This window comes from Alicyclobacillus fructus, assembly GCF_017329605.1.
GTDB lineage: Bacteria > Bacillota > Bacilli > Alicyclobacillales > Alicyclobacillaceae > Alicyclobacillus > Alicyclobacillus fructus.
Map to the genome: position 1 here is coordinate 43,407 of NZ_JAFMTY010000015.1, position 24,830 is coordinate 68,236.

Genomic DNA, 24,830 nt, shown 5'->3' on the forward strand with positions numbered 1-24,830 from the left:
CCATGAAACGAGTGGCCGTGGTGGGCGGAGGCATCACCGGACTCGCCGCCTGCCTGCGCCTGTTGTCCGCCGATAAAGGGATTCGAGTGCACCTGTACGAAGCCGCCGAGCGACTCGGCGGGCATGTGCAGACGATTCGTCAGCCCGATCTCGGCATCACCGTGGAGGCGGGCCCAGACTCGATGCTCGCACGAAAGCCTGCTGCGATGCGGCTTGTCGAGTCGCTCGGCATGGCAAACGACGTCGTGTCGACGCGGCCGGAGGCGAAAGAGACCTTCATCGTGCGAGGCGGTGCGCTGTGCCCGATGCCGCGGGGCTACCTCGGCATTCCGTTCGACGCCTCGTGCGCGAAGCCGCCCCTTTTGAGCCCGGCCGGGATCGAGCGAGTCCTGCAGGAGGAACGGCTGCCCGCGGAACTTCCCGAGGGCGACGTGCCGCTCGGCGCATTCTTGCGGAGCCGGCTCGGCGACGAGTGGGTGGACTACGTCGGCGAACCGCTGCTGGCCGGGATTTACGCAGGTCACATCGATCGGTTGTCGCTCAGCGCGACCTGGCCTTCGCTCGTGGATCTGGTGCGCGCACACGGAAGCCTCGTGGCGGCGAGCCGAGCTTTGGCAGCGCCGCGGCAACCGGGGCCGAGCCGAAGCGCGTTTGTGACGGTGCGAGGCGGCTTGTCGTCGGTGATCGAGCGCATGGCCGAGCGGATCCAGGCGAGCGATCGCGCCGAGATCCGCACCGGCTCACGGGTGTACGGGATGGAGACACGCGGCCCGAGATACCGCCTCAAGCTCGAATCCACATCGGGCGAGCGATTCGAAGAGGACGTGGACGGCGCTGTGATCGCCATCCCGCCCCACGCGGCCCGAGAGCTGCTTCTCCCGATCCTCGACTTGCCGAACGTCGACACCCACTTTCAATCCACAGCGACGATTGTGCTCGTGTACCCGCGTACGGCGTTCGGTCCGGACCTCGATCGGGCGTCCGGCTTTCTTGTGCCGCGGCCCGAAGGCATGGCTGTGACGGCCACGACCTGGATGTCGAGCAAGTGGCCGCACGTTGCCCCCGAGTCGCTGGCGGTGATTCGGGCTTACATCGGCAGGCGGGGGCAAGACGAGGCGCTCGCGCTTTCGGACGACGAACTCGCGCGCCGCGCGGCGGAAGAAGTCGGCCGGCTCACCGGCGCCCGCGAGCAACCCGTGTGGGTTCGCGTGACCCGTTTCGCCGAGGCGATGCCGAACTACGGCGTCGGTCACCTCGCGCGCGTGGCGCAGGTGGAACTTGCCCTCCGGTCTTCCCTGCCCGCCATCGCCGTGGCCGGCGCCGGTTACCGCGGCGTCGGTCTGCCCGACTGCGTGGAACAGGGCGAGCGCGCCGCCGAACAGGTCATCTCCGCCATCCGCGGGTGAACTCCTTGGGCGATCACGGCACGGGTGCAAAGCGATCCCGAAGGCCCTGAGTCGCAAGCAGCACGGTCTGGTTCAGGTTCGCATTGGCCACAAGGACGAACCCCTGCGTGTAGGAGACGTAGTCGATGTCGAGCACGTAAGGATGCGATTCGAGCCACTGCTCGAGCGTGGTGGAATGCAGGGTGAGCCACGTGGTGCCGGAGTCGCTCGTGCGCATGAGCCGCCCGTCTTTGATGGCGTATCCGTAATCCGGCGTGACAAACGCACACGGAGCCCCTTCGACATTGGCCCGCGCGCCCAGGAGCACGTCGCACACCTGCCCGGCGTACGAGTCGCCGCCGTCGCGTGTGCGAAAGACGACGACGTGATCGCGCCATCCGGATGCGCTCTTCGTGCGCCAGATGGAGGCGAACGTAATCTCTTGCTCCAGCGCGCGCGGAGGAAAGACACGCACCACCCTTGCCCCGGAGATGGAGGCAGGAGCGGACAACACACGCCTTTCGAAGTGGGCGCCGCCATCGCGCGTCTGATACGCCACGAGTTTCCCGTCGGGATTCGCGGCGTAGATGTATCCGTCGCGGAGGTTGGCAAAAACCACCTCCACCTGGGCGCCGGTCGCAAGGCCGGAGCCCTCCGGCGCGTCGTCCACACGGACGAGACTCGCCCGCGCCCCTGCGTCCGACACGCGATAGATGAGGGGCGCGCCTCCCGTCTCGGCGGCTGGCCCGGAGAGCACCACCCAAGCGTCCTTACGGCTCGGCTGGCTCACGCTCGTCACGCGGTAACCCCCGCGCGGCAAGGAGCTCGATGCTGCCTGCCAATGACGCCCTCCGTCGGATGTGGCCCAGCGGAAAAAGCGATTCCCGTCCACGCCGTAGACGGCGACGGTGTCGAGATCGACCACAGCCACCTGCGGGTTCTCGACGCCAGCGTAGGCCGATTGACTGGACAGCCTCAAGGCGCCGGGAAGCGACAACGGTTTCCAGGTGACACCGCGGTCCGTCGTCCGCTCCATGCGAAACTGACCTCGAACATAGCCGTAACGGTAACCGGTCTCCCCGTCGACCAGCCGCAGATGGTACCACAGATTCTTCCTTTGAATGGCCGTGATGGAAATGGAGCGCGGTGCGCCAGCGCGTGTGGGCTTGTCCAACATGGCGGCGGTTTGGTTCGGCGGTTTCAGCGCCGATTGAGATTTCGCGATTTGCGCGCCCTCGCCGTCTCCGCATCCGGCGAGGGCGAGTGTACCGCAAAGGGCCATCCACGCAAGGGTTCGTCGAGCAGCCTTCATCGTATCCCCCCAACCTGAGAACGTCTAGACGTAGGTTGTCATGATGGAGTGAATCCATACCGGATCCGGACATTGTTTGAGGATACGCGCCGCAGTACAATGATCCGCGTGGATGTGGCGGGTGTGGTGAGGGGGTCCTGCGTTGGAACATTTGACCTGGGCACATATGGCGGTTCTCGCGGTGGCGGGATACGTGGCGGCGTTCATCGACTCGACCGTGGGCGGAGGCGGCTTGGTTTCTTTGCCAGCGCTCCTCTTCGTTGGGCTTCCGCCGTCCGTGGCGCTTGGGACGAACAAGTTTGCCGGGACGATGTCGGCCGTCACGAGTTTCAGTTCCTACCTGTTGTCGGGCAAGGTACGGTTGAAGCTCGTGGGACCGCTCTTTCCCCTCGGCGTGATGGCTTCTGCGCTTGGCGCCTACGTCGTGCACCAATTGCCGTCGTCGTTCCTTCGCCCGTTCGTGTTGGTCATGCTGCTGATTGTGGCGGCGTATACGCTTTGGAAGAAGGACTTGGGGCTTGTGGAATCCGTTCGCCCGCTGACGCGCAGGACGTTCGCTTTGACGTCTTTGTTGGCGATTGCCCTTGGCTTTTACGACGGATTCTTCGGGCCCGGGACGGGATCGTTTCTCGTCATGGGCTTTCTGCTGTTAGGCTTTGATTTTCTCTCGGCGAGCGGCAACGCGCGCACGCTCAATCTCGCGAGCAACGTGGGCGCGCTCTGCACCTTCATCGCGGTCGGTGCCGTTCACTACGAGGCTGGTCTCGTCCTTGGCCTGTCGATGGTGCTTGGCGCCCTGACGGGATCCCGCTTCGCCATCCGAAAGGGCGCTCGGTATGTGCGCCCCATCTTCATCGGTGTCACTTGTCTGGTCATCGCCCAACAGGTGGCGCAGCTCTTTCACATCGGATGATCCTTGGCGCGGCACAAAGAGGATTTTGCCGAATCGCGTCGAATGGCTCCAATGGATTTCTAGGTCATCATCGTTGTCATTCTGCTCCTCCGCCATGGAATCATCCCCATGGTTTCGGACGACATGAGGCGGTGGCTTTGTGACTCTCGATGCGTTTTCCGGTCAGCGGGACGCCCTGACGAATTTATTGGGGCGCGGCCAGTTCCTCTTCGTCGTGTCGCAGCGGATGAAGGACGCTTCCCGCAGCGCCATGATCATGGTCAATCTGGATCGATTTCGGCTCGTCAACGCCCACCTGAGTTTCGCCGACGGCGACGCCATTCTCCGGGCCACGGCCATGCGGATTGCGCGGGGCGTTCCGGAGAACGCGGTGTCAAGCCGCCTCAGCGCGGACGAGTACGCGGTCGCGCTGTTTGACGCCGACGTGGAGCGCGCGGACGCCGTGGCGGAACAGCTGCGCGCGGCGATTGCCGAACCCCACAACATCGGGGGCATGGACGTGATCGTCACGGCGAGCATCGGTGTGGCGGAAGGCTCCAGGAGCGCAAGCGCGGACGAACTGTTGCGCCGTGCGGACGAAGCCATGCGCCTGGCCAAGCGGTTGGGGTCCAACCAGGTGAGACGGGATCGGGAGATTGTGGTCAAGCAGGCCGACCTTCCCCCGCTCCTCGTGGAGACCATGCTCCGACAGGCACTGCAGAACGGCGAGTTGCAGATTCACTATCAGCCGAAAATTCACACGCGGTCCATGCAGGTGGTGGGCGCCGAAGCGCTGTGCCGATGGACCCATCCCGAGTTGGGCCACATCCCTCCCCAGGCGTTCATCCCGGTGGCCGAGTCGAGTGATCTCATTCTTCCTATCGACGAATACGTCCTTCGCGGCGTGTGCCGCCAGGGCGCGTCGTGGATGAAGCAGGGATACCGGGTGCGCATCAGCGTCAACATCTCCGGGCGCCAATTTATGCAGGATGGGTTCCCGGAACTCGTCCGGCGATGCCTGGCGGAGACGGGCATGGACCCGCAGCTGATCGAACTGGAGATCACCGAACGCACGGCGATGTGCGACGTGGATCGGGCGGTTCACGTCCTGCAGGAATTGAGGAAGATCGGTGTTCGCATTGCGTTGGACGACTTCGGCGTCGGATACTCGTCGCTGAATTATCTCATCCAATTTCCCGTTCACACGCTGAAGATCGATCGAACGTTCACGGCCGGAATTCAGAGCGCTGTCAATCAGACGCCCATCATCGGTGCCATCATTTCGCTTGCCAAATCCCTGAACTTGAGCGTCGTGGCGGAAGGGGTCGAAACGTTCCAGCAATTTGATTTTCTGCGTGAAAACCGGTGTGATGAGATTCAAGGTTTTCTGTTCGGGGCCCCGGTGCCACCGACTTCGTTTCAACTGTCGGCATTCGTGGCGAAGTTACAGCCTCGCGCGTCCCAATCGGCGCTCGCGGACGAACCGAAGGCCGAGCCCACATGGCTGGAGCGCCTTCACCTCGAAACGAAGCGCCTGCCTGACTGGCGGCAAATTGCGTCCCATTTGGCGGACAGCATCGCGCCGCACGTGCCGCTCGATCGCCTGAGCATCGAATGGTACGAAGACGGCGAGCCGTTCGTGGACGTCTGTGAGGTTTCGCTGCGGGACGAGATACCCGCTCGGCCTGTGGGAACGTTGGTGCCGGCCGGATCGAGCGCAGTGCCCACGGTGATCCGGGCTTTGGTGCCGATGACCTCGCCCGACGTGTTGACCCGCCCCGAATTCGACGAAGACATGGCGCTGGCGGCGGACGACGTTCGGTCGATCCTGCGCGTGCCTCTATCCCACTTGGGCGAGCCGTACGGCGTTCTCTCCGTTCAGTCCGCCTTGGAACGGGTGTATACGGAAACCGACCGGCTCACGATGAGGGAAGTCGCAGAGCGGGTCGAAGATGTCATCTGGATGGCCTATCGGCGGGAGCGGGAACGGTACGATTCGCTGTGCGACCCTCAGACGCGCATGTTCCACCGCGCGTTTTTGGCCGAGTGGCTGTCCGCGGACGATCCCGTCTGGTTCCTCTCGCGGGCGAAACGGCGGCCGTACCAGACGTGGACGGATGCGGCCGTGACCGTTCTGCGGATTGAACCGCTGTCCGAATGGCCGCCGAGCGAATCGGAGAGGATTGCCAAGCACGTGGGGCAGTTGTGGGCCGCTTATGGAACGGCCAACTCGCTGGCCGTTCGCATGGACGCGGGCGAGTTTCTGCTGATTTCGCTCCATGGCGAGGACGGATCGTTCTACAGCTTTCTGGAGCAGTTGCGCGTGCATTTGAAGGTGATGGAAATGCGGAACACCCGCCTCGGATCCCCCTATACGTCGCTCTCCGTGGGATGGGGCGAGTGCCGCGACCGTTGGTCCGACCTGTGGTCGGCGTATCTGCGGGCGAGATCGCAGGCGTTGTCGAAGCTCGCTCGCGGAGTTGAGCCGCCGCAACAGCCTACCGATGATGAAGCGCGGTGAAGGAATTCACCGCGTGACACCGCGGGCACTGGAGTTCGATGGACATCTCGATGTAGGGGCCCTTGACGCCGGTCACAGAAATGGTCGCGTCCACCTCGTTGCCGTGGGACAGGACGATCCCGCCGAACATGTGCCCGGCAAACGGTATGACGTGCCCACAGGCGAAGCACGTGTGATACGCGTGAATCTCGCCTTCGTCGGGATCTCGTTCGAACGTGTCGATGAACACGAAGCTCCCCCCTTTGGCCGTAGTGTCGCGCGCAACGCGTCGGCTGATGCGCGGCACATCGTGCCATCGGGGACGGGGCTTTCGGGGAAAGATCTGGGGGCTTCAGAACAATCGCTTGCTGTCGAGCAAAATCGTCACCGGACCGTCGTTGACGAGCTCCACCTGCATCATCGCCCGAAAGCGGCCGGTTTCCACCTTCAGTCCCCGCGCGCGCAGCGCGTCGTTGAACGCCTCATACAGCCGCTCGGCCACGTCCGGCGGCGCCGCATCCGCGTAACTCGGCCGCCGACCCTTGCGGGCGTCGCCGTACAGCGTGAATTGGCTCACGGACAACACGGCCCCTCCAACCTCTCGCACGTCCCGGTTCAATTTGCCCTCGGCGTCCGGGAAAATTCGAAGCCCGGCGACCTTCTCCGCCAGGTACTGGACATCCTCTTCGGTGTCGTCCTTGCCGACCCCGACGAGAAGAACCAGCCCGAAGTCGATCTCGCCGACGACTTCCCCCTCGACCTTCACCCGGGCCGGCCCCGAGCGCTGCACCACCAGTCGCATCGTCCATCCCCCGTCTTCACTGAATCATGCGCCGCACGCTGTAGATGTCCTTGATTCGCTTCAGCCGCTCCACGACCGTGCGCAGGTGATCCAGGTTGCGGATGCGAATGCTCATGTGAATGTGGGCGATCTTCTTGGCATCCGCTCTCGCGCTGACCGCGGTGATGTCGGTCTTCGTCTCGGCGACCGCGTTCAGCACCTCGTTGACCAGGCCGTGGCGATCCATGGCGGTGACTTCAATCTCCGCGTTGTAGGACCAATCCTTGTCCGTCGCCCACTCGACCTCGAGCGTGCGCGCACCGCTTTCCACCATCGCGGCCACGTTGGGGCAGTCCCGGCGGTGCACCGATACACCGCGGCCGCGGGTGACAAATCCGACGATCTCGTCCCCTGGAACCGGGTGACAACAGCGCGCAAACCGAATCAGGATGTTGTCGACGCCCCGCACGCGAACGCCCATCTCCGCCGGCTTGGCCGTGCTGCCCTTTTGAATCGTCACGGTCTCGGGCGGCTTTTCTCCTTGGTTGCGCCGGAAGATCTCGACGAGCCGCGTCACCACCTGCGAGGGACCCAATCCCCCGTAGCCCACCGCGGCGAACAGGTCGTCCTCTCGCGCAAAGTTGAACTTCTGAAGCACCTCGGCCATCGCCTGTTGGGTCATGAGCTGTTTCGGTTCAAGTTTCTGCCGCGCGATTTCGCGTTCAATGAGCTCCTTGCCGCGCGCGACATTCTCCTCTCGCTTTTCCCGCTTGAACCATTGGCGGATTTTGCTCTTGGCCTGAGACGTCTGGACGATCTTCAGCCAGTCCCAACTCGGTCCGTACGAATGTTTGCTCGTGATAATCTCCACGATGTCGCCCGTGCGCAGCCGGTAGTCGAGCGGCACCATCTTGCCGTTCACCTTGGCCCCGATGCAGTGGTTGCCGATATCCGTGTGAATCCGGTAGGCAAAGTCGATGGGCACCGACCCGGCGGGCAGCTCGATCACGTCGCCCTTCGGCGTAAACACAAACACCTGGTCCGAGAACAGATCGATCTTCAGCGTCTCCATGAACTCCTGCGCGTCGCGGAAGTCCTGCTGCCACTCCAGGACCTCCCGAAACCAGGCGAGCTTCTTGGCGAAGTCGTCCTCCACCCGCTTGGATCCAGACTCCTTGTAGACCCAGTGCGCCGCGATGCCGTATTCGGCCGTCTGGTGCATTTCCCAAGTGCGAATCTGGATCTCGAGCGGCTCGCCATTGGGCCCGATGACCGTCGTGTGGAGGCTCTGATACATGTTCGCCTTGGGCATCGCGATGTAATCCTTGAATCGCCCCGGCATCGGCTTCCACATGGTGTGGACCACGCCAAGCGCACCGTAGCAGTCCTTGATGCTTTCCACGATGATGCGGATCGCAAAAAGGTCATAAATTTCGTTAAACTCCTTGTGTTGCGTGACCATCTTGCGATAGATGCTGTAAATGTGCTTGGCGCGGCCGCTCACGTCAGCCTTCAAATTCAACTCGGCGAGCTTTTCGCGCAGGACCGCGATCACGCCCTCGATGTACTGCTCCCGCTCCTGACGCTTGCGCGCCATCAGGTTGACAATTCGGTAGTACTGCTGTGGGTTCAAGTAGCGCAGAGACAGATCTTCGAGCTCCCATTTGATCGTGTTGATGCCAAGCCGATGCGCCAAGGGGGCGAAAATTTCCAGGGTCTCGCGGGCCTTCCGCACCTGCGTCTCGGGGCTCTGATACTTCAGCGTCCGCATGTTGTGGAGTCGATCGGCCAACTTGATGATCAACACCCGGATGTCCCGCGCCATCGCCATGAACATCTTGCGAAGGTTTTCCGCCTGTTGTTCCTCGCGCGAATCAAACTTGATCCGCTTCAACTTCGTGACGCCATCGACGAGCGTCGCGACTTCCGTGCCGAACGTCTGCACGATGGTGGAGTCGCTCACGGAGGTGTCCTCGACGACATCGTGCAACAGTCCAGCCATAATGGCGGCGGCGTCAAGGCGGAGATCCGCGAGAATGTAGGCGACGGCGAGCGGATGACTGATGTACGGTTCCCCAGACAGACGCATCTGCCCGGCGTGCGCCTTGGCGGCAAACTCGTACGCGCGCCTCACGGCGGCGATGTCCTCTGGGCTCATGTACGACTCGAGCTTCTGACAAAGGCCATCGATGGTCTTTTCCTCCGTCTCCACAGCCATGTCCGCTCACCTCCCTCCGGCCCGCTCAGTCCTCAAACTGGACAAGCGTGTAAACGGGTATATCGCCTAGCCTATCACGGCCGCCCAACTGTTTCAATTCAATGAGAAACGCGGCGCCGACCACCACGCCGCCCAGCTTCTCGACGAGGTCGATGGTGGCCCGCATGGTGCCCCCCGTCGCCAATAGATCATCCGCCACCACCACCCGCTGACCGGGCCGAATGGCGTCCTCGTGAATCTCCAGGCGATCCGTCCCGTACTCGAGCGCATATTCCACGCTCACCGTCTTATACGGCAGTTTTCCCGGTTTCCGCACCGGCACAAACCCTAGGCCGAGCGTCACAGCGAGCGGCGCCCCCACCACGTACCCGCGCGCTTCCGGACCGACGACCAACTCTGGCTCCCAATCCTTCGCTTTGGTTGCCAACGCCGCGATGGCGTCCCGATACACAGCGCCATTTCCCAAGAGCGGCGTGATATCCCGAAAGAGAATTCCCTTTTTGGGGAAATCGGGGATGTCGCGAATCCACGTCCGATAATTGTCTTTCAAGTCGTTCTCTCCTCTTCCACGCATTCACTCGCCCTCATTCGAGATGGGCCGCAAATATCTCCGCACCAGCGATTGATACGCGACGGAGTCGCGCAGATCTCGCTTTTCACTTGCAATCACATGATACAGGCCGTCCTTTTGCGCGGCAAACCCCAACTCCAGGAATGTCTCAAGGACCGAGTCGAGATCGCGGGCGAGATCGGCCGAGACGGAGCTCACCCGCTGCTGCAGAACCTCGAGCGTGCAAGGTCCGCGCCGCAACGCCCGAAAGGCGCTGGCAAACGCCTCCCTGGAGACGGCGCGCGGCAGGCGATACCCTCGGTCAATCCGCAACTGGGGTCGAACGACGCCGCGCCACGCATTCGGCGCGAGCTCGACAATGAAGGCCCAGAGCCCGGAGGGATCGCGGGCCACGGCCGGAGGCGCACGAAACCAGACGGCCTCTTGGCGGGCATCTCCCTCGGTCAGCACGAGCCGCAGGTGTTCTCCCCCTCCCATCGGCGTACACCTGGCGATCTCGACGGGACCCACGAAAAATTGGAACGGCTCATGCTCAGGACCAAAAGGAGCGAGCTTCTCCAACCACATCAGCAGCTCGTCGGCCGACTCCGACAACACGAGGTAATCGTCCGCGAGGGTCATCGGCACATTCGAAGACGTGCGCGGCTCACGCACGGCGGCCTCCAGCAGCGCAGCTCGGAATGGGGCCAATTGGGATGCAGCGAGGCCGCACCCGACGGCGGACGCATGCCCGCCAAAGTGATCGAGAAAGCCGCTGCACTGCGACAGAAGTTGCAGGAGCGAAATGCCTTCCGGCGCGCGCCCTGAGCCCCGCAACGTGCCGTCGCCCATGTCGGCGAGAGCGATGGCAGGACAGCCATACGTCTGCGCGAGCCGAGCCGCCACCAGGCCGACGACCCCAAGCGGCCACTGTCCAGCGACGACCACGGCGGCAGGATTCGCGCCGTATTCTCGCTCCACGAGCGACGCGGCCTCGGCGAAAGCGGCGTCGACAGCCTCCCGGCGCCGTTCATTGAGCGCCTCGATCTCGTCCGCCAACCTTGTCGCCTCCATCTCATCGTCCGCCATCAACAGGCGGTACGCGAGATCGGCGTGCGCCATTCGTCCCGCCGCATTCAATCTGGGCACCAGGCGCCAGGACACGTCGGAAGCCGTCAGGGTTTCGCGGCTCACGCGGGCGCGATCGCACAGAATGCGCCAACCCGCACGCCCACTCACGGCCAGGCCGCGCATTCCCTCGCGCACCAGGCGGCGATTCTCTCCGACGAGCGGCATCATGTCCGCGAGCGTGCCGAGCGCGGCGAGACCCATCAGCCAAGCGCGCAGCGCTTCGCGGCGAGATTCGGGTGCCTCCGCGAGCAGTTGCGTCGCCAGTTTCCAGGCGACGAACGCGCCGCATCCGCGCTTCGCGGAGACGGGATCGCGATGGCGCGTGAAGTGCAGGACCGGGATGCCGTCGGGAATCACTTCGTCACCAGGTTCATGATGATCGGTCACAATCACGCCAAGCCCGCTGGCCCGAGCCGCCATGATGGCCTCGACGGCGCGAATCCCGTTGTCCACCGTGACGATGAGGCTGGCGCCCGCCTTCTTGGCATCCTCGAGCAAGCGGAGCGAGAAACCGTAGCCGTCCGACACGCGCTCGGGGATGTGACAGCTCACGTCCCCGCCCAAGGCGCGAATGGCGCTCGTCAAGATGGCCGCGGCGCTCACGCCGTCGACGTCATAGTCGCCGATGATGGCGATGTTCTCACGCCTTTTCACAGTCCACAGGATTTGCTCACACGCCGCAGCCATGTCCGTGAAGTCCATGGGATGGCTCCAAGGCACGTCGGCTGTGAGAAGCCGACGCACTTCCTCCGGATCGCGATAACCCCGAGCCGCGACGAGGCGCGCCACTCGAAGCGGCATGCCCAAGGCCGAAGCCAGCTTGCGAGCGACATCGCCGACGGGCGCCGCCCGCCAGAGAGGCATACTCACCGCTTGTGCCCCCTCTCACGCACGTGATGGCGTTCACCCGGATCGTAAGGATTGACGTGAACAAACACGTCCTGGACGCGATCGAACTTCTCACGCAGGCGATCGCGAACAGCTGCGGCGATGTCGTGACCCGCGAGCACGGAGATGTCGGCATCGACGGCGATCTCGATGTCGACGATCACGTACTGGCCGTGATCGCGCACCCGAAGTTCATCGATGGCGCGCACGCCCGGAACGGCGAGGACTTCCCGCCGATAAAGCTGCAGCGCCTCTTCGGACAGCACGACGCGGTCCATCAGGATCTCCAAGGCATCCTTGGCGATCTCGACGGCCATCTTCAGAACCAGCGCGGCCACGATGATCCCGGCCGCCGCATCGGTGTACATCAACCATGGGATGCCCAGGCGTCGGCCGACGATGGCGAGCACGATCCCGACGAGCGCCGCGAGGGAAGAGTAGACGTCCGCGCGGTGATCGGACGCTTGCGCGAGGAGGCTCTTCGACTGCAGGCGCTTCCCCAGTCGGAGGTTGTAGCGGTACAGCGCCTCCTTGACGACCACGGCGATGGCCGCCATAAAGCCAGCTGCCCACTCGGGTGCGTGCGGACTGCGAAAGAAAGAAGCGATGGAGGAATAAAACACCTCGATGGACGCGGCGATGAGCAAGGCGCTCACACAGATGGACGCGATCAGCTCCGCCTTGCCGTGACCGTACGGGTGATCCTCGTCAGGAGGTTTTCGCGCAATGCGAAGGCCCACAATGACCGCGACCGAACCAATCAGGTCGGAGGCGGAATGGACGGCATCCGCAATCAGCGCCTCACTGTGGGCCATCACCCCGATCACGCCCTTGGCCAGCGCCAGGACGACGTTCAACACCGCATTCACATAGCTTAGAAGGGAGCCGCGCCGCTCGAGCTGATTCGTCACGTGCAATCACCATCGAATCCTTTCGTCAAGCGCTGAACGAAGGGAGCGCCGCCGGTGTGCGCTCCCCGCCATCACTCCGCCATCGGTGCGGCTTGGTCGCCGCCATCGGCCTTCTTGAACGAGCGCGATCGCCAGGCCACCCACAAAGGGCTCGCGATGAAGATGGAAGAATACGCGCCGCTCACGAGACCGATCATGAGCGCGAACGTAAAGTTGCGGATGGAGATGCCGCCGAAGAAGTAAAGGATGACCGCCGCGATGAGCACGGTGAGAACGGTCCGAATCGAGCGGTTCATCACCTGCCACAGGCTCTTGTTCACCACCGACCGCAGTTCCTCGACGGTGTCCGGCTTTTCGAGCTTCAGGTTCTCGCGGATCCGGTCGAAAATGACGATCGTGTCGTTGATGGAGTAGCCGACGATGGTGAGCAGCGCCGCCACAAACGTCAAATCCACCTGACGGCGGAGCAGGGCGAACGCCGCCAACACGATGAAGGCATCGTGAAGCAGGGCGATAATGCCCGAGATGGCGAATCGGAATTCGAACCGAATCGCGATGTACACGACAATGCAGGCCGCGGCGGCCAACACGGCGTAAACGGCTTTGCGCGCCGTTTGCTGCGCCACAAAGGGATCGACGGAGTTCACCTGAATATCCTGCTTGGCGTCGGGAAAGAAGCGGTGTTCCGCCGCCTGAATCTCGCTGATTTGCTTCGCCGTGAGTTGCTCGGGCAACGTCACCATGACCACATTCTGTTGAATGCCGCCCACCGTGAGACTGGTGTCGCCGAGCGGGAGGCCGATGGACGCGAACATCTGCCTCACCCGGGCTTCGGGCACACGTTGGTTCAGTTCAAACTGCACTTCTGAACCCGACTTGAAATCCGTGCTTAGATTGAAGCCGAACAGGGCGAACACCACGAAGCCCGCCACGGTAATGGCGCCCGACAGCAGGAAGAACCAGCGGCTGGCCCGGATGATATCAAACCTTGGCTTCACGGCTCTTCACCACCCCTCTCGGCGCGCCGTACCACCAAGGATTCTTGACTGCCTGCGCCGCCGTGAACGTCAACAACATTGCCCGGGCAAACAGCACGGCCGTCAAGAGGCTGACGATGATGCTGACCATCAAGGCCACGGCGAACCCGCGCACATCTCCTTCTCCGCCGAAGATGTACATGATGAGCCCCGCGATGAAAGTGGTCGCATTCGAGTCGACGATCGTGCGGAACGCGTTCTTATTGCCGATCCGTACGGCAGAGCGCAAACTGCGCCCATTTCGCACCTCATCTTTGATTCGCTCATACGTGATGATATTCGCATCGACCGCAATGCCGACGCCGAGGATCAGCGCGGCGAGCCCCGACAGCGTCAATACGACGTGCAACCCGGCGAACGTCAGCAGCGTGAGATAGCCGTACGCCACGAGCGCGACGTCGGCAATGAGCCCCGCCATCCGATACGCCGCCATCATGAACGCGAAGATGAGCACCACCGCAATGACGCCAGCCAGGAGCGTACGTTGCAGGCTTGCGGCTCCCAAAGTGGGACCCACGCTCGTCTCGCTCTCGAGCGTCAGCGGATAGGGCAGCGCGCCTGCGTTGAGCTCGTTGGCGAGGTCCATGCACGCCTGCGGCGTGTTCAGGTTGCCCCCCGAGATCTCGCTCTGCCCCGTGTACATCACCTGCTCGACGACGGGATTGGTCAGCAATTGTCCGTTCAGAAAGACATAGATGGGCTTTTGCAAATACCGCTTGGTGATGCTTGTCCAGAGACTCGCGTTCTTAAATTCGATCGCGACCGCGTTCTGCCCTGTCTGTTGGTCCACCACCCAGTGCGCGTTCGACTTCAAATCGGCGCCCGTCGCGAGAGGCGGACCGACCGGCACAATCTTGCCGGTCTTGGGGTCGATCTTGGCGCTCCCGTAGATGGCCAATTGCGCCGTGGCCCCAATGACATTCACGGCCTCCTGCTGATTTTTCACGCCAGCGACTTCGACGCGAATCTGATCCTGCCCGAGTTGGTTGCGACCTTCCAGTTGAATGATGGGCGATGAGACGCCGAGGGAGTTCACGCGCATCTCAATGGCGCGCACCAAGGCCGCCTTGCCCGTGCTGTCGAGCGGATGGCCTTTCGGTGTGTCCACCGCGTACAACAGATCCACGCCGCCCTTCAAATCGAGGCCCAGAGGAATCGACTTCCAGATCTTTGGGCCGGTGCTGACGGTGAGGCCGAGAACAGCCGCCACCATCACGAGAAACGCCAAGAGGCGCCCCCACTTCATCGTTTGTCCTCCTTGTCCGCCACTTCCCACGTGCATAACACGAACCAGTATACCGGTCGACGTTTTTCGACGTCAAACCTCGCCCGGTCCGCCCACTTCCCCGCGCAGCGCGCCAAGCGTCACGTACGTCATGTAGTCGTTCGGCTTCGCCGACAAAATCAGGTCCACCAAGCGGTGAAGTGACAGCGGGCGGGGCAACTTCGCGCAGAGGTATGCCCAGAAGGAGTCGAAATCAATCGAATCATAGCCCATAAGGCGAAACTCCTCGATCTTCGCCTCGCACAGGAACCGCACCTGATCCGCGTACGGCCGGACTTCAGGATGCATTAACGGATCGTCCACCGCCCATCCCCTCCGATGCGTGCCGAATAACAATTCCATCTCGCACCCGAAAAATCCTGTTTGGCGACGAAAGTGGACTACCGTCCTTCGACTTGGCATAGGCAATAACGTACCCCACTCGCGGGATCGACGGGAGGGAGAATCGATTGAGCCGCCAAACGTTCCTGCAGGGTGCATTGGTCCTGATGATGGCCGGCATCGTGACGCGAATCATGGGCTTCGTCTATCGCATTGTGCTGACAAGGCTCATTGGCGCGGAAGCCATGGGGTTGTTTCAGATTGTCTTCCCCATTTTGGGACTGGCCCTCACGTTGGTCACCATGGGATTCCCGCTCGCCATCGCGAAGCTGGTGGCAGAAGCGGTGGCCAAGCGCGACACGGTTCGCGTGCGCCGGGTCATGCAGATTTCCTCTGCCTGCGTCCTGTCTCTGGCGGCGCTGTGCATGGGTCTCATGTACATGTTCCGTCACGTCGTAGCCCAATACTGGCTCACGGATCCGAGAGCGTATCCCACGTACCTCGCCATGATCCCGGTGGTCGGCGTGATCGCCGTGGCAAGCCTGTACCGCGGCTATTTCCAAGGCATTCAGGACATGACGCCCACCGCCTGGGCTTCGATCCTGGAGCAGTCCGTGCGCATCGCGAGCATATGGGCGCTGGCCGCCTACTTCGTCCGATTCTCGCTGGCCTATGCGGCCATGGCGGCGATGATCGGCATGGTTTTGGGCGAGCTGTCGGGCCTCCTGTTTCTGGTGTGGCAACAGCGGCGCCGCGGCCGCATGGAGCAGATCGTACCGGAACCAGCGTACGCCCGCACCGCCGAACCCCTTCGGGCAACCTTCCGAGCCATCACGCAACTGTCCCTGCCTGTCACAGCCAGTCGCCTCATCTGGTCATTGCTCTCCGCCGCCGAGCCCATTCTCGTCCTGCGCGCGCTGAGCATGGCGGGCGTGCCGCTGAAGCAGGCCACGGCGCTTTACGGGGCTTACTCCGGCATGGCCATTCCCCTGCTCGTCTTCCCGACCGTCGTCACGTCTTCGCTGGCCACCAACCTGGTCCCGGCCGTCGCGGAAGCGCAGGCAGCCGGGAATCTGGATCGAATTCGCCATCGCCTGTCGCAGAGCATCACGGTGACGGCCATGGTTGCGTTTCCCGCTTCGATTGTGTTCACGTTCTTCGCAGCCCCGCTCACGCGAGCCATCTACGGAGACGCTCATGTCGGCCCCATGCTCGCCATCATGGCGCCGTTCGTGTTCATGCTGTGTCTGCAATCGCCTTTGACAGGGATCTTGCAGGGTCTCAACCGGGCCGGCACCGCGATGCTGAATTCCATTGTCGGCGGCGTGGCGCGCCTTGGCGTCATCCTGTTGCTCGCCACTCGCCCATCGCTCGGCATTCTCGGTGTGAGCATCGCGACAGCCTTCTCCTTCACGCTCACGACGGTACTTCACCTGATGGCTGTCGTCCGGGAAATTGGGTTTCAGATGCGGACGGCTTCCATCGTGCGCATTGGCATTGCGTCGGTCGCCATGCTCGCCTACATGCTGCTCATCACGTTCCGGTCGGGTTCGTCCCTCTCCGCGTCATCGCTGTTGCTCGCCGTCGTGGGCGGCCTGCTCCTCTACTTCGCGCTTCTCTGCTCCCTGCGCGTCCTCACGTCCCGCGCCATCGAGCGCGTTCCCAGGGTGGGACCCTGGCTCGCCGCCCTGGTCCGCCACCTTCCCTTCGCCGTCTGAGGGCGCGGATTCGTCTTTCTCGTCGATCCACCACTCTCCGCGGCCGTTGACGCGGGCGTAGAACACGCGCTCCAGGGCGTAGCCGCGGTGGCGCAGTTGTTCGCGCAGCCATGCCTCGTCGCGGCCCAATCGGTCGAGCGCGCTCTGCACCGGTTTGCCGTCGACCACCACCGTGACAGCCGGGCCGCTTTCCTCGGCGGGGATGCCGAGATCGCGCGGAGTGAGCGGGCGCGCTTCCGGCTTCGGCACCACGCTCAGCTGCCCGGAGGTCTCGAGGATGGCGAACTCCACGTCGGCGACGTCCGCGTAGCCCTGCTCGCGCAACTGCGTCAGCAGATCGTGCACAGTGTACCGGATGCGACGCATCTCGCGATCGCAGATCCGGCCATGGGCGATGAGGACCGAGGGCTCGCCCTCGATCCAGTGGCGAAAGCGATGGCTCTTCATCTGGAGGAACGCGACCGCGAGCTGGAAGAAGACGAGCGACCCGATGGAGATGGCCGCCTCCCAGATGGGAACGCGCCTGTCCTCCATGGGCAGGGTGGACAGTTCCGCGATCATGATGGACACGACGAGATCGAACACGGACAATTGCCCGATCTCGCGCTTTCCCATGATGCGGAGCGCCACCATCACCATCAGGTAGAGCACCAACGCGCGAAGCGGAAACTGCCAAAGCGGGATGTGCGGCATGGAAACGAGCCCCTCCTCACCTTGGCAGTATGCCCGGCAGAGGGGCGGCTCCATGCCCTTAGCCCGTGTGCGAGGGAGACTCGGACTCTCCGCTTCGAACCGGGGCGTGCAGGCGCGCGAACATTTCCTCAATCCGATTGAACAGATCGGCGCCGTCCTGAACCACGTCGTAGACCTCGATACCCGACGCCACACGCAGCGACAGCGTGTGTTCTCCCACGCGGAACGAGTGTTGTTCAATGGCCTGCACGACGCGCCGACAAATGCCCGTCAACTCCAGTTCGGAGACGTTCGGGATGATGATCAACATCTCGTCGCCCCCGTACCGGCAAGCCAATTCGGAGTGGCGCAAAACCTGGCGGATGATTACCCCCGCCTGACGCAACACCTCGTCTCCCGCCTCGAAACCGTACAGGCTGTTGATGTCGCTGAACCGGACGAGATCGAGACAAATGACGCCCCAACATGTCGTGCCGTGAGCCATCTCATCCCGGACGCGTATGTTCACAAAATGGTGGGTGTACAAACTCGTGAGCGGATCGACGAACAGCTGGGTGTCGAACTCGGGCGCGTACATGGCGGTTCGATTGCGGCCGCGTTGCTTGGCGCCCCAATACATGGCGCTGTCGGCCTTGACGAGAAGGTCCCGATCCGACTCGCTGTGATCCGGGCAGGTGGCCATGCCGATGCTGACCGTGATGCCCTGAAGGTGGTAGCCTTCGAAGTCGACCGCGAGCTTCGCGACATCCTGGCGAATCGCTTCGGCAACCTCGTACGCCTCTTGCGCGCTTGCCCAAAGCAACACCGCGAACTCCTCGCCGCCGTACCGCGCGGCCACGCCGTCTGGCGCAGCGTGGCGTTCGAGAACACGCCCGACTTCGCGCAGCACGACATCCCCCGCGAGATGCCCGTACGTGTCGTTGAACCGCTTGAAGAAATCCACATCCACAATCAGCACGGACACCGGCCGATTCTCCCTCAGCGACGCCTGAACCCGCCTGGACAACTCTTCGTAGAAATAGCGATAGTTCAAAAGCCCGGTGGCTTCATCCCGGAAGGAGCGCTCCTGAAGTTCCTGGTACAGCTTGGCGTTCTCGAGCAAGACGGAGACCTGGTTGGCCAGCGCGTCCATGTATTCATGCATGTGGCTGAAGGCTTTGGGGCGCTTCGCGTAGCAGACGATCGCGCCATGCGCCTTCTGATGCGCGTGCATGGGAAAGATGGCCATGCTCAGAAACGTGGGCGTCTCTCCAAAGTAGCGGACGCGGTCATCCTTCCGCACGTCCGGGACGATGACGTGATCGCGCTGATGGATGGTCTTCCAAATGACACCGCCCTCGGACTCGGGCCAGCCCTCCATGGAGAATTCGCCCTCGTACGAACGGGGATAAACGGCGGCAGGAACGAGGCAGCCGCGCCCGTCGATGACGAAGACCGCGACGCAATCGGCGAGCGTCATTGTACGCGCGAGGTGCGCCGCTTCGAGCGCAATCTGCCTCATGTCAAACTCGGTCGCGAGATTCGCGAGGCACTCGTGGATCTCCTGCAAATCCATCGCCTGGCGGTGTGAGCGAAGCATGTAAGCGAGCATGAGAAGCGGCAGGACCATGACGGGCGCCAGCCACGCGCTCGTGGAATCGAGCAGCACGACGAGCAGCGCGAACGGAATGCAAAGCGCCAGATTAATCAGATCCGTCATCAGAGCTGTCCAGACCGCAGTCCAAAGAAACGCTCCACGCAGCCACTGGATGATTTGCACAAAAGCGTGGTTGACGACGAGAAACACCGCTGCCGACAAGACGAGGCAACCCACGGCAAGCGCGTCAATGCGAGTCATCGGGAGGGCGACGAGCTGATGGAGCACCCACCACATCGCGAGGGCCGAGAGCGCATATTGACCGGCGTTAAAAAAGAGCGTCTCCAGGTCCCAGTGGCGCCTCAGCGCGGGCACAAACGCGGCGGCGATGGCGCAAAGCATCGCCTCTTCCGGGCGGTTGAGGGACACGTAGGAGAATAGAACCGCAGGTGTCAAACTGGCGGACCCCAAGCGAAGCGGCACCGGCATGGCCTCCACGAGACAAGCCAACGCCAGCATCACGATAAAGAACCAGACGTTTGCATGCCGAAGCTCCGGGAGCCCCACCAAGGCCGTTCCGCACCCGAAGATTCCGACCATCAGACTGTACACGGTTTGTCGCTTGAGCGGTATGCCTTCCGCCATACCGTCACCCCCACCCCAACCCGCGCCCGTTCGAATTCTTCAAGTTTCCAGTATAAACAGTTCATATCTCAGCGGACAAGATCATATTCGCCCATCTCTCCGAATATCGTGTAGAGAGACTTGTACCAGGAGTGATGCGCCCGTGTCGAGATGGAACGAAGGCCATCGATTCGACGTGCTACGCGCCATCCCTGTCGTCTACGGAACAGTCTGGAGCCTGTGCATCGCCCTCTGTGGCACCATCGCCGTCTTCTTCATGGCGCACTACGGAGAATGGGGACCGGAACGGATCACAACGGCCGCGTACATCATCCACTGCCTCGCGGTCCTCATCGGCGCCATCGCGGCCGCGCGCCAGGGACAGGGCCGCGGATGGTTTCACGGCGGCGCGACCGGCCTCCTCTACGCCGTCATCATGGTCGCCATCGGCCTGTTCGTCGACAACACGTTCACATTCGACGCGAGCGGGCTGTTTCGCATCCTTCTGATGTCGGTGATTGGCGCATTTGGAGGCGTCATGGGGAGCGCATGGGCTCGCCCGTAACGCGCGACAGACGATGCGGGAGGCCGAGGCACTGGATGTTCAGGTGACCGACCTCCCATTCCGCGCTTCACGCCCCGCCGTGTTCCTTGCGGTGCTCGTCAAATTCACGCGCCGCTTCCGAAGTGCCGTCGTGTTCATCGGACGAATGTCCGCCGTCGTTCTCAACCGCGCCGTCCGCGTCCTCCGGCGTCTCGTCCGCTTCGTCAATCTCGTCCTCAGACTCAGGCTCGTGCCCTTCTTCGACCACGCGCACAATGGCGCGCTGGTCCATCTCCACGTCGACACCATCCGCGATGCGAATGACGGCGATGTCCCCTCGCATCGCGACGATCTCGCCGTACAATCCGGCGGCGGTCATGACACGGGCCCCCGGCCCCAGCTTCTTCATCATCTCCGCGCGATTTTTTTGCTGCCTCCGTTGCGGCAACAGGATGAGCACATAGAACACCACAATCAGGAGGATCAAAAACAGAATGCTGCTGCCCTTCAAACTCACACGTCCTCTCGCTCGGATGTATAACCGTACCTATCGTAGAATTCGCGCTTGAACGCCAAAAACCTGTCCTCTTCGATGGACTTTCTGATTTCCTTCATCAGGTTGAGCAAAAAGTGCACGTTGTGATACGTGGTCAGCCGCACGCCGAGAATTTCTTCCGCCTTGAGGAGATGGCGGATGTACGCCCGCGAAAAGGTGCGACACACCCGGCACGAACAAGACGGGTCCATCGGACGGAAGTCGTCCCGGTACCGGGCGTGCTTCATCACCATCTTGCCCTCCGACGTGAACACGGTTCCGTTTCGAGCGATGCGCGTCGGGAGGACGCAATCAAACATGTCCACGCCGCGCTCCACGCCTTCGAACAGGTCGTCCGGGCTGCCCACGCCCATCAGGTACCTCGGCTTGTCCTGCGGCAAGAGCGGGGCGACGTGGGAGAGGATCTCGTACATGAGCGGTTTCGGCTCCCCGACGCTCAGTCCCCCAATGGCGTAGCCGGGCAAATCGAGTTCCACCAGCTCCTCCACCGCTCGTCGGCGAAGATCGAGGTGCTCGCCACCTTGAACGATCCCAAACAGCGCCTGTTCTTCTGGACGGGCATGCGCGTCCTTGCAGCGCTTGGCCCAAGCGAGCGTGCGCCGAAGCGATGTCTCCAGGTACGATCTCGACGCCCCGTAAGGCGGACACTCGTCGAGCTGCATGATGATGTCGGCGCCCAGCGCGTTTTCAATGGCCATGACGGTCTCAGGCGAAAAAAAGCGCGGGCTGCCGTCGATGTGGGATCGGAACCTGACGCCCTCATCGGTGATTTTCCGCAGGCTCGCCAGGCTGAACACTTGAAAGCCGCCGCTGTCGGTCAGGATGGCGCCTTTCCACTGCATGAAACCGTGAAGCCCGCCCGCGCGCCGGACGATGTCCTCTCCCGGCCGCAGGTGAAGATGGTATGTGTTCGAAAGGATAATCCCCGCGCCGAGCTCCTCGAGCTCCCACGGCGCCATCGTCTTCACCGTCGCCTGCGTGCCGACCGGCATGAACACAGGCGTCTCGATCACGCCGTGCGGCGTGATCAGCCGCCCCCTCCGCGCTTCGCTGCGGGAACAGCGCTTGAGGAGCTCAAACCTCACTGGTGCCTGCAACATCCGCCCTCCTCTTGATGAACATGGCGTCTCCAAAGCTGAAAAACCGGTACGAACGCTCCACCGCCTCGCGGTACACCGCCTTCGCGTAGTCCGTGCCCATGACGGCACACACCAACATGAACAAGGTGGACTTGGGCAGGTGGAAGTTCGTGATCAGCCCGTCCATGATGTGAAACGCAAAGCCGGGGTAAATGAAGATGTCCGTCTCTCCTTGACCTGGCACCAGGACGCCGGACTGCCCCGCCGCCTCAAGCGTGCGAAGCGCCGTGGTCCCGACCGCGATGACCGGCCTGCCTTCGGCCTTCGCGCGGTTGACCACCTCGGCCGTCTCCGCGCTCACTTCGTACCACTCGCTGTGCATGCGATGCTCCTCGACTTTCTCGACCTGCACGGGACGGAAGGTGCCAATTCCCACGTGCAGCGTCACGTGGCACAGCTGAACACCCTTGTCCTTGAGCGTCTGCAACAGGCGCTCTGTGAAGTGGAGACCTGCCGTTGGCGCGGCGACGGAGCCCTCGCGCCTCGCATACACCGTCTGATATCGTTCCTTATCCTCCAACTTCTCGTGGATGTAGGGCGGAAGCGGCATCTCGCCAAGCCGATGCGCCACGTCGATCACGGACTCCTCCGTGTGGAATCGAACGAGGCGAATGCCCTCTTCCTCTTCGCCGACGACTTCGACCTCGACGCGCCCGTCGCCTTCCCCCACCACCAGCCGGTGGCCGACGTGAAGCCGCTTCGCAGGCCGGGCCAGGGCCTGCCAGGTATTCGGCTGATCGTCGACCGGCCGCACCAACAGCAGCTCCACGCGCCCGCCCGTGTCCGGTTTCACCGCGTACAGTCGCGCGGGCAGGACCCGTGAATCGTTCATCACCAGGACGTCACCAGGATTCAACTCTTCCACGATCTCGGCAAAGATGCGGTGCCGCACGACGCGATCGACGGGATCGACCACGAGCAACCTGGACTGGTCGCGTTCGGGCAGCGGCTGCTGCGCAATCAGGTGTTCCGGGAGTTCATAGTCGAAGTCTTCCACGCGCACAAGCATTCCTCCCAAGACGTCGTTGGAAACGCGAAAAAGCTGCCCCGGCGCACCGGGACAGCCCGTTTCGTCTCATGGTTTCACGGCCCGCGGGCAATGTCGTGCATGACGAACGAGCATCACCCATTATAGCGAGGCTCGCTGTGCGAATTCAAAGTCTGGCCGAGAGCCGCTTCCACAATGCTCGCGACCTCGTCGTAGTCGCCTGTGTTGAGTCCGGCAAGCGCGGTGTGAAGATCGTGCGCCTGCGCGACCACGGTCTGGACGTTGGCGGAGTTCAGATCGTTCAGATGGACGTTCACGCCTACCTCTTGCGCAAGCAGGTAACTCGCATATTGCGCAGGGGCGACGTGGTTGGCGAGCGCCTCATTCCAGACGCTCGGCGACAGAGCCATGCTGTACACGTTGCCCGCCCCCTGGGTGGCACCCTGGACGGCGCTCGTCACCACGCGTTGAATGGCGTCACGGCCCACGGCGCCGTCGAGCGTCGTGGTGGCCACCACGACGCTGTCGTTCCGAGGGAGCTGTCCCTGCGCCGCGAGCTCGCCGACGAGAGACCGAACCGCATCGGCAAGCGGTTGCCCCTTGACGCGAACGCGCTGGAGCGCCTCCTCGCCCACCGCGTTGTACGCGCGCGCAGACACGACGCGCATGTTCCGGTCGACCGCCAGGCTCCATTCGCCGTTCGCATCGACCGAGACCAACGCATGCGGCCGTGCGGTCCAAGCGGAGATCGACCACAGCCCCCCGACCGCCGCCAGAAGACACGCTGCGACAGATCCCAAGGCCAATCCCCGCTTCCTCCAGGCGCGAAACCAGCCGGACGGGAAGGAGGCCGCCGCAGCCCTGTCGATCACGTCCCCCACCGACATGCCGGCCTCAGCCGGCACGCTTACAAACGCTCCGTCCTCCGTGAACAAAATGGCGCGATCCCCCTGGAGTTCCACCACAACGGCGCGCCCCCGGACTCGCACATTCATGACGTCAATCCCCTTCCGCCCTGACAAGAAACGACTTCAGAATCGGAAAGTCCCCCGATAAGAGGAGCACCATGGCCAGGATGTACTTGCGCTGGCGTTCCAGCGTCTTGCGCGAGACGCGGACCCGCTCCTCCACCTGGCGAAGCGGCAGAGCCTTCCGCCGATGCACGTAAGCCAAAAGCTCCGGATCAAACGCGATCGCGCGTGCACACATCAGGGCGTTTCTGCGCGCATCCTCGTGCTTGGGCGAAAGCTCGACCAATTCGCTGAACGACAGCCCATACTCCGCCAGACGACGCGCATATTCCTCGATTTCATACGCCCGCATCTCAGCCTCTTCCTGGCGCTGATGTTCCGAAAGGGAAGATGCGACCTCGACCCAATTCGACACGTGATCCTCTTCGTCCAGTTGGTCGAATTCGCTCCACAGCCGAAGGTGGGCGCGGTGCTGCCGCTGAGCGCGAAAGAAATCGACGAGGCGCCGCCGGATCACAGTTTCCGCAAAGGTCAGGAACGATGCCGCGCGCTCATCTTGGTAACGGTCAATGGCTTCGTTGAACGCCGCGAGCGAGACGCTGTACTCATCATCCGCGCGCGGATCGATATATCGCTTGGCGGTCTGAGACGCGATGCGGAGGATGAACGGTATGTACCGAGCGATAAGTTCGTTCCGCGCATGCGGGTTTCCGTCTTTTGCACTTTGGAGCAAGCGGGCCAAATCGTTTCGTTCCTCTAACGACCTTCCGCGAAACGGGAGAACGCCCACGCTCCCACCTCACCTCATGA

Annotated in this window: 21 protein-coding genes and 1 pseudogene; 5 read left to right on the forward strand and 17 right to left on the reverse strand. The window is 62.7% G+C overall.

Features of this window, described 5'->3' with window-relative positions; translation table 11 throughout:
* Nucleotides 1–2: 2 nt before the first annotated feature.
* Nucleotides 3–1,406, forward strand: a complete 1,404-nt coding sequence (gene hemG, locus J3481_RS09055; protein ID WP_206831718.1) for a protoporphyrinogen oxidase — start codon at nucleotides 3–5, stop codon at nucleotides 1,404–1,406.
* Nucleotides 1,407–1,419: 13 nt separating this feature from the next.
* Here the strand turns inward: hemG and J3481_RS09060 are convergent, their stop codons facing one another.
* Nucleotides 1,420–2,697 carry a beta propeller repeat protein gene (locus tag J3481_RS09060; RefSeq protein WP_206831719.1) on the reverse strand — a complete coding sequence of 426 codons (1,278 nt, stop codon included), beginning with the start codon at nucleotides 2,695–2,697 and terminating at the stop codon, nucleotides 1,420–1,422.
* Between the two features lie 142 nt (nucleotides 2,698–2,839).
* On the opposite strand from J3481_RS09060, the gene J3481_RS09065 reads away from it, so the two are divergent.
* Entirely contained in the window at nucleotides 2,840–3,610 is a 771-nt protein-coding gene (locus J3481_RS09065) for a sulfite exporter TauE/SafE family protein (RefSeq protein WP_206831720.1), read from the forward strand.
* Between the two features lie 139 nt (nucleotides 3,611–3,749).
* Nucleotides 3,750–6,110 carry an EAL domain-containing protein gene (locus tag J3481_RS09070; RefSeq protein ID WP_206831721.1) on the forward strand — a complete coding sequence of 787 codons (2,361 nt, stop codon included), beginning with the start codon at nucleotides 3,750–3,752 and terminating at the stop codon, nucleotides 6,108–6,110.
* Here the strand turns inward: J3481_RS09070 and J3481_RS09075 are convergent.
* The 9 genes from J3481_RS09075 to J3481_RS09115 form a co-directional block, all read right to left on the reverse strand.
* Nucleotides 6,088–6,339, reverse strand: a complete 252-nt coding sequence (locus J3481_RS09075; RefSeq protein WP_206831722.1) for a hypothetical protein — start codon at nucleotides 6,337–6,339, stop codon at nucleotides 6,088–6,090. The two genes, J3481_RS09070 and J3481_RS09075, sit on opposite strands and share 23 nt — an antisense overlap.
* A 102-nt stretch (nucleotides 6,340–6,441) precedes the next feature.
* On the reverse strand, nucleotides 6,442–6,891 hold the full coding sequence (gene dtd / locus J3481_RS09080; RefSeq protein ID WP_206831723.1) for a D-aminoacyl-tRNA deacylase: 450 nt from the start codon (nucleotides 6,889–6,891) through the stop codon (nucleotides 6,442–6,444).
* Nucleotides 6,892–6,907: 16 nt separating this feature from the next.
* Nucleotides 6,908–9,088: a RelA/SpoT family protein gene (locus J3481_RS09085; RefSeq protein ID WP_206831724.1), complete on the reverse strand. Its 2,181-nt coding sequence runs from the start codon at nucleotides 9,086–9,088 to the stop codon at nucleotides 6,908–6,910.
* Nucleotides 9,089–9,113: 25 nt separating this feature from the next.
* Nucleotides 9,114–9,638: an adenine phosphoribosyltransferase gene (locus tag J3481_RS09090; RefSeq protein ID WP_206831725.1), complete on the reverse strand. Its 525-nt coding sequence runs from the start codon at nucleotides 9,636–9,638 to the stop codon at nucleotides 9,114–9,116.
* 24 nt (nucleotides 9,639–9,662) lie between these two features.
* Nucleotides 9,663–11,633, reverse strand: a complete 1,971-nt coding sequence (gene recJ, locus J3481_RS09095; RefSeq protein ID WP_236011480.1) for a single-stranded-DNA-specific exonuclease RecJ — start codon at nucleotides 11,631–11,633, stop codon at nucleotides 9,663–9,665.
* A gap of 2 nt (nucleotides 11,634–11,635) precedes the next feature.
* Entirely contained in the window at nucleotides 11,636–12,568 is a 933-nt protein-coding gene (locus tag J3481_RS09100) for a cation diffusion facilitator family transporter (protein WP_206831747.1), read from the reverse strand.
* Between the two features lie 71 nt (nucleotides 12,569–12,639).
* Nucleotides 12,640–13,566: a protein translocase subunit SecF gene (secF, locus tag J3481_RS09105; RefSeq protein ID WP_206831726.1), complete on the reverse strand. Its 927-nt coding sequence runs from the start codon at nucleotides 13,564–13,566 to the stop codon at nucleotides 12,640–12,642.
* Nucleotides 13,550–14,851, reverse strand: a complete 1,302-nt coding sequence (gene secD / locus J3481_RS09110; protein WP_206831727.1) for a protein translocase subunit SecD — start codon at nucleotides 14,849–14,851, stop codon at nucleotides 13,550–13,552. Before secD ends, secF begins: the two co-directional genes overlap by 17 nt.
* 72 nt (nucleotides 14,852–14,923) lie before the next feature.
* Nucleotides 14,924–15,193: a post-transcriptional regulator gene (locus J3481_RS09115; protein WP_206831728.1), complete on the reverse strand. Its 270-nt coding sequence runs from the start codon at nucleotides 15,191–15,193 to the stop codon at nucleotides 14,924–14,926.
* A 146-nt stretch (nucleotides 15,194–15,339) separates the two neighbouring features.
* On the opposite strand from J3481_RS09115, the gene spoVB reads away from it, so the two are divergent.
* Nucleotides 15,340–16,929 (forward strand): stage V sporulation protein B, encoded by a 1,590-nt coding sequence (gene spoVB / locus J3481_RS09120; RefSeq protein WP_206831729.1) that lies wholly within the window; start codon nucleotides 15,340–15,342, stop codon nucleotides 16,927–16,929.
* A 60-nt stretch (nucleotides 16,930–16,989) separates the two neighbouring features.
* On the opposite strand, the pseudogene J3481_RS14960 reads toward spoVB, so the two are convergent.
* Nucleotides 16,990–17,676: pseudogene (locus J3481_RS14960) on the reverse strand (DUF421 domain-containing protein); the annotation flags it as partial.
* A 4-nt stretch (nucleotides 17,677–17,680) separates the two neighbouring features.
* Nucleotides 17,681–19,843 (reverse strand): sensor domain-containing diguanylate cyclase, encoded by a 2,163-nt coding sequence (locus tag J3481_RS09130; RefSeq protein WP_206831730.1) that lies wholly within the window; start codon nucleotides 19,841–19,843, stop codon nucleotides 17,681–17,683.
* A gap of 142 nt (nucleotides 19,844–19,985) precedes the next feature.
* Between J3481_RS09130 and J3481_RS09135 the strand changes: the two genes are divergently transcribed.
* Nucleotides 19,986–20,387, forward strand: coding sequence for a TIGR04086 family membrane protein (locus J3481_RS09135; RefSeq protein ID WP_206831731.1), 402 nt, complete (start codon nucleotides 19,986–19,988; stop codon nucleotides 20,385–20,387).
* Between the two features lie 67 nt (nucleotides 20,388–20,454).
* Here the strand turns inward: J3481_RS09135 and yajC are convergent, their stop codons facing one another.
* The 5 genes from yajC to sigI all read right to left on the reverse strand — a co-directional run bounded on the left by yajC (nucleotide 20,455) and on the right by sigI (nucleotide 24,810).
* On the reverse strand, nucleotides 20,455–20,877 hold the full coding sequence (gene yajC / locus J3481_RS09140; RefSeq protein WP_206831732.1) for a preprotein translocase subunit YajC: 423 nt from the start codon (nucleotides 20,875–20,877) through the stop codon (nucleotides 20,455–20,457).
* 2 nt (nucleotides 20,878–20,879) lie between these two features.
* The gene (gene tgt / locus J3481_RS09145; RefSeq protein ID WP_206831733.1) at nucleotides 20,880–22,019 is read right to left on the reverse strand and encodes a tRNA guanosine(34) transglycosylase Tgt; all 1,140 of its coding nucleotides are present in this window, start codon (nucleotides 22,017–22,019) and stop codon (nucleotides 20,880–20,882) included.
* On the reverse strand, nucleotides 21,997–23,064 hold the full coding sequence (gene queA, locus J3481_RS09150; protein ID WP_328702085.1) for a tRNA preQ1(34) S-adenosylmethionine ribosyltransferase-isomerase QueA: 1,068 nt from the start codon (nucleotides 23,062–23,064) through the stop codon (nucleotides 21,997–21,999). The genes tgt and queA overlap by 23 nt, the downstream gene beginning before the upstream one ends.
* A gap of 119 nt (nucleotides 23,065–23,183) precedes the next feature.
* A complete protein-coding gene (locus tag J3481_RS09155; protein ID WP_206831735.1) occupies nucleotides 23,184–24,044 on the reverse strand; it encodes an anti-sigma factor domain-containing protein in 861 nt (286 codons plus the stop codon).
* Nucleotides 24,045–24,048: 4 nt separating this feature from the next.
* Complete coding sequence (gene sigI, locus J3481_RS09160) at nucleotides 24,049–24,810, reverse strand: RNA polymerase sigma factor SigI (protein ID WP_206831736.1); 762 nt, start codon at nucleotides 24,808–24,810, stop codon at nucleotides 24,049–24,051.
* Nucleotides 24,811–24,830: the final 20 nt, after the last annotated feature.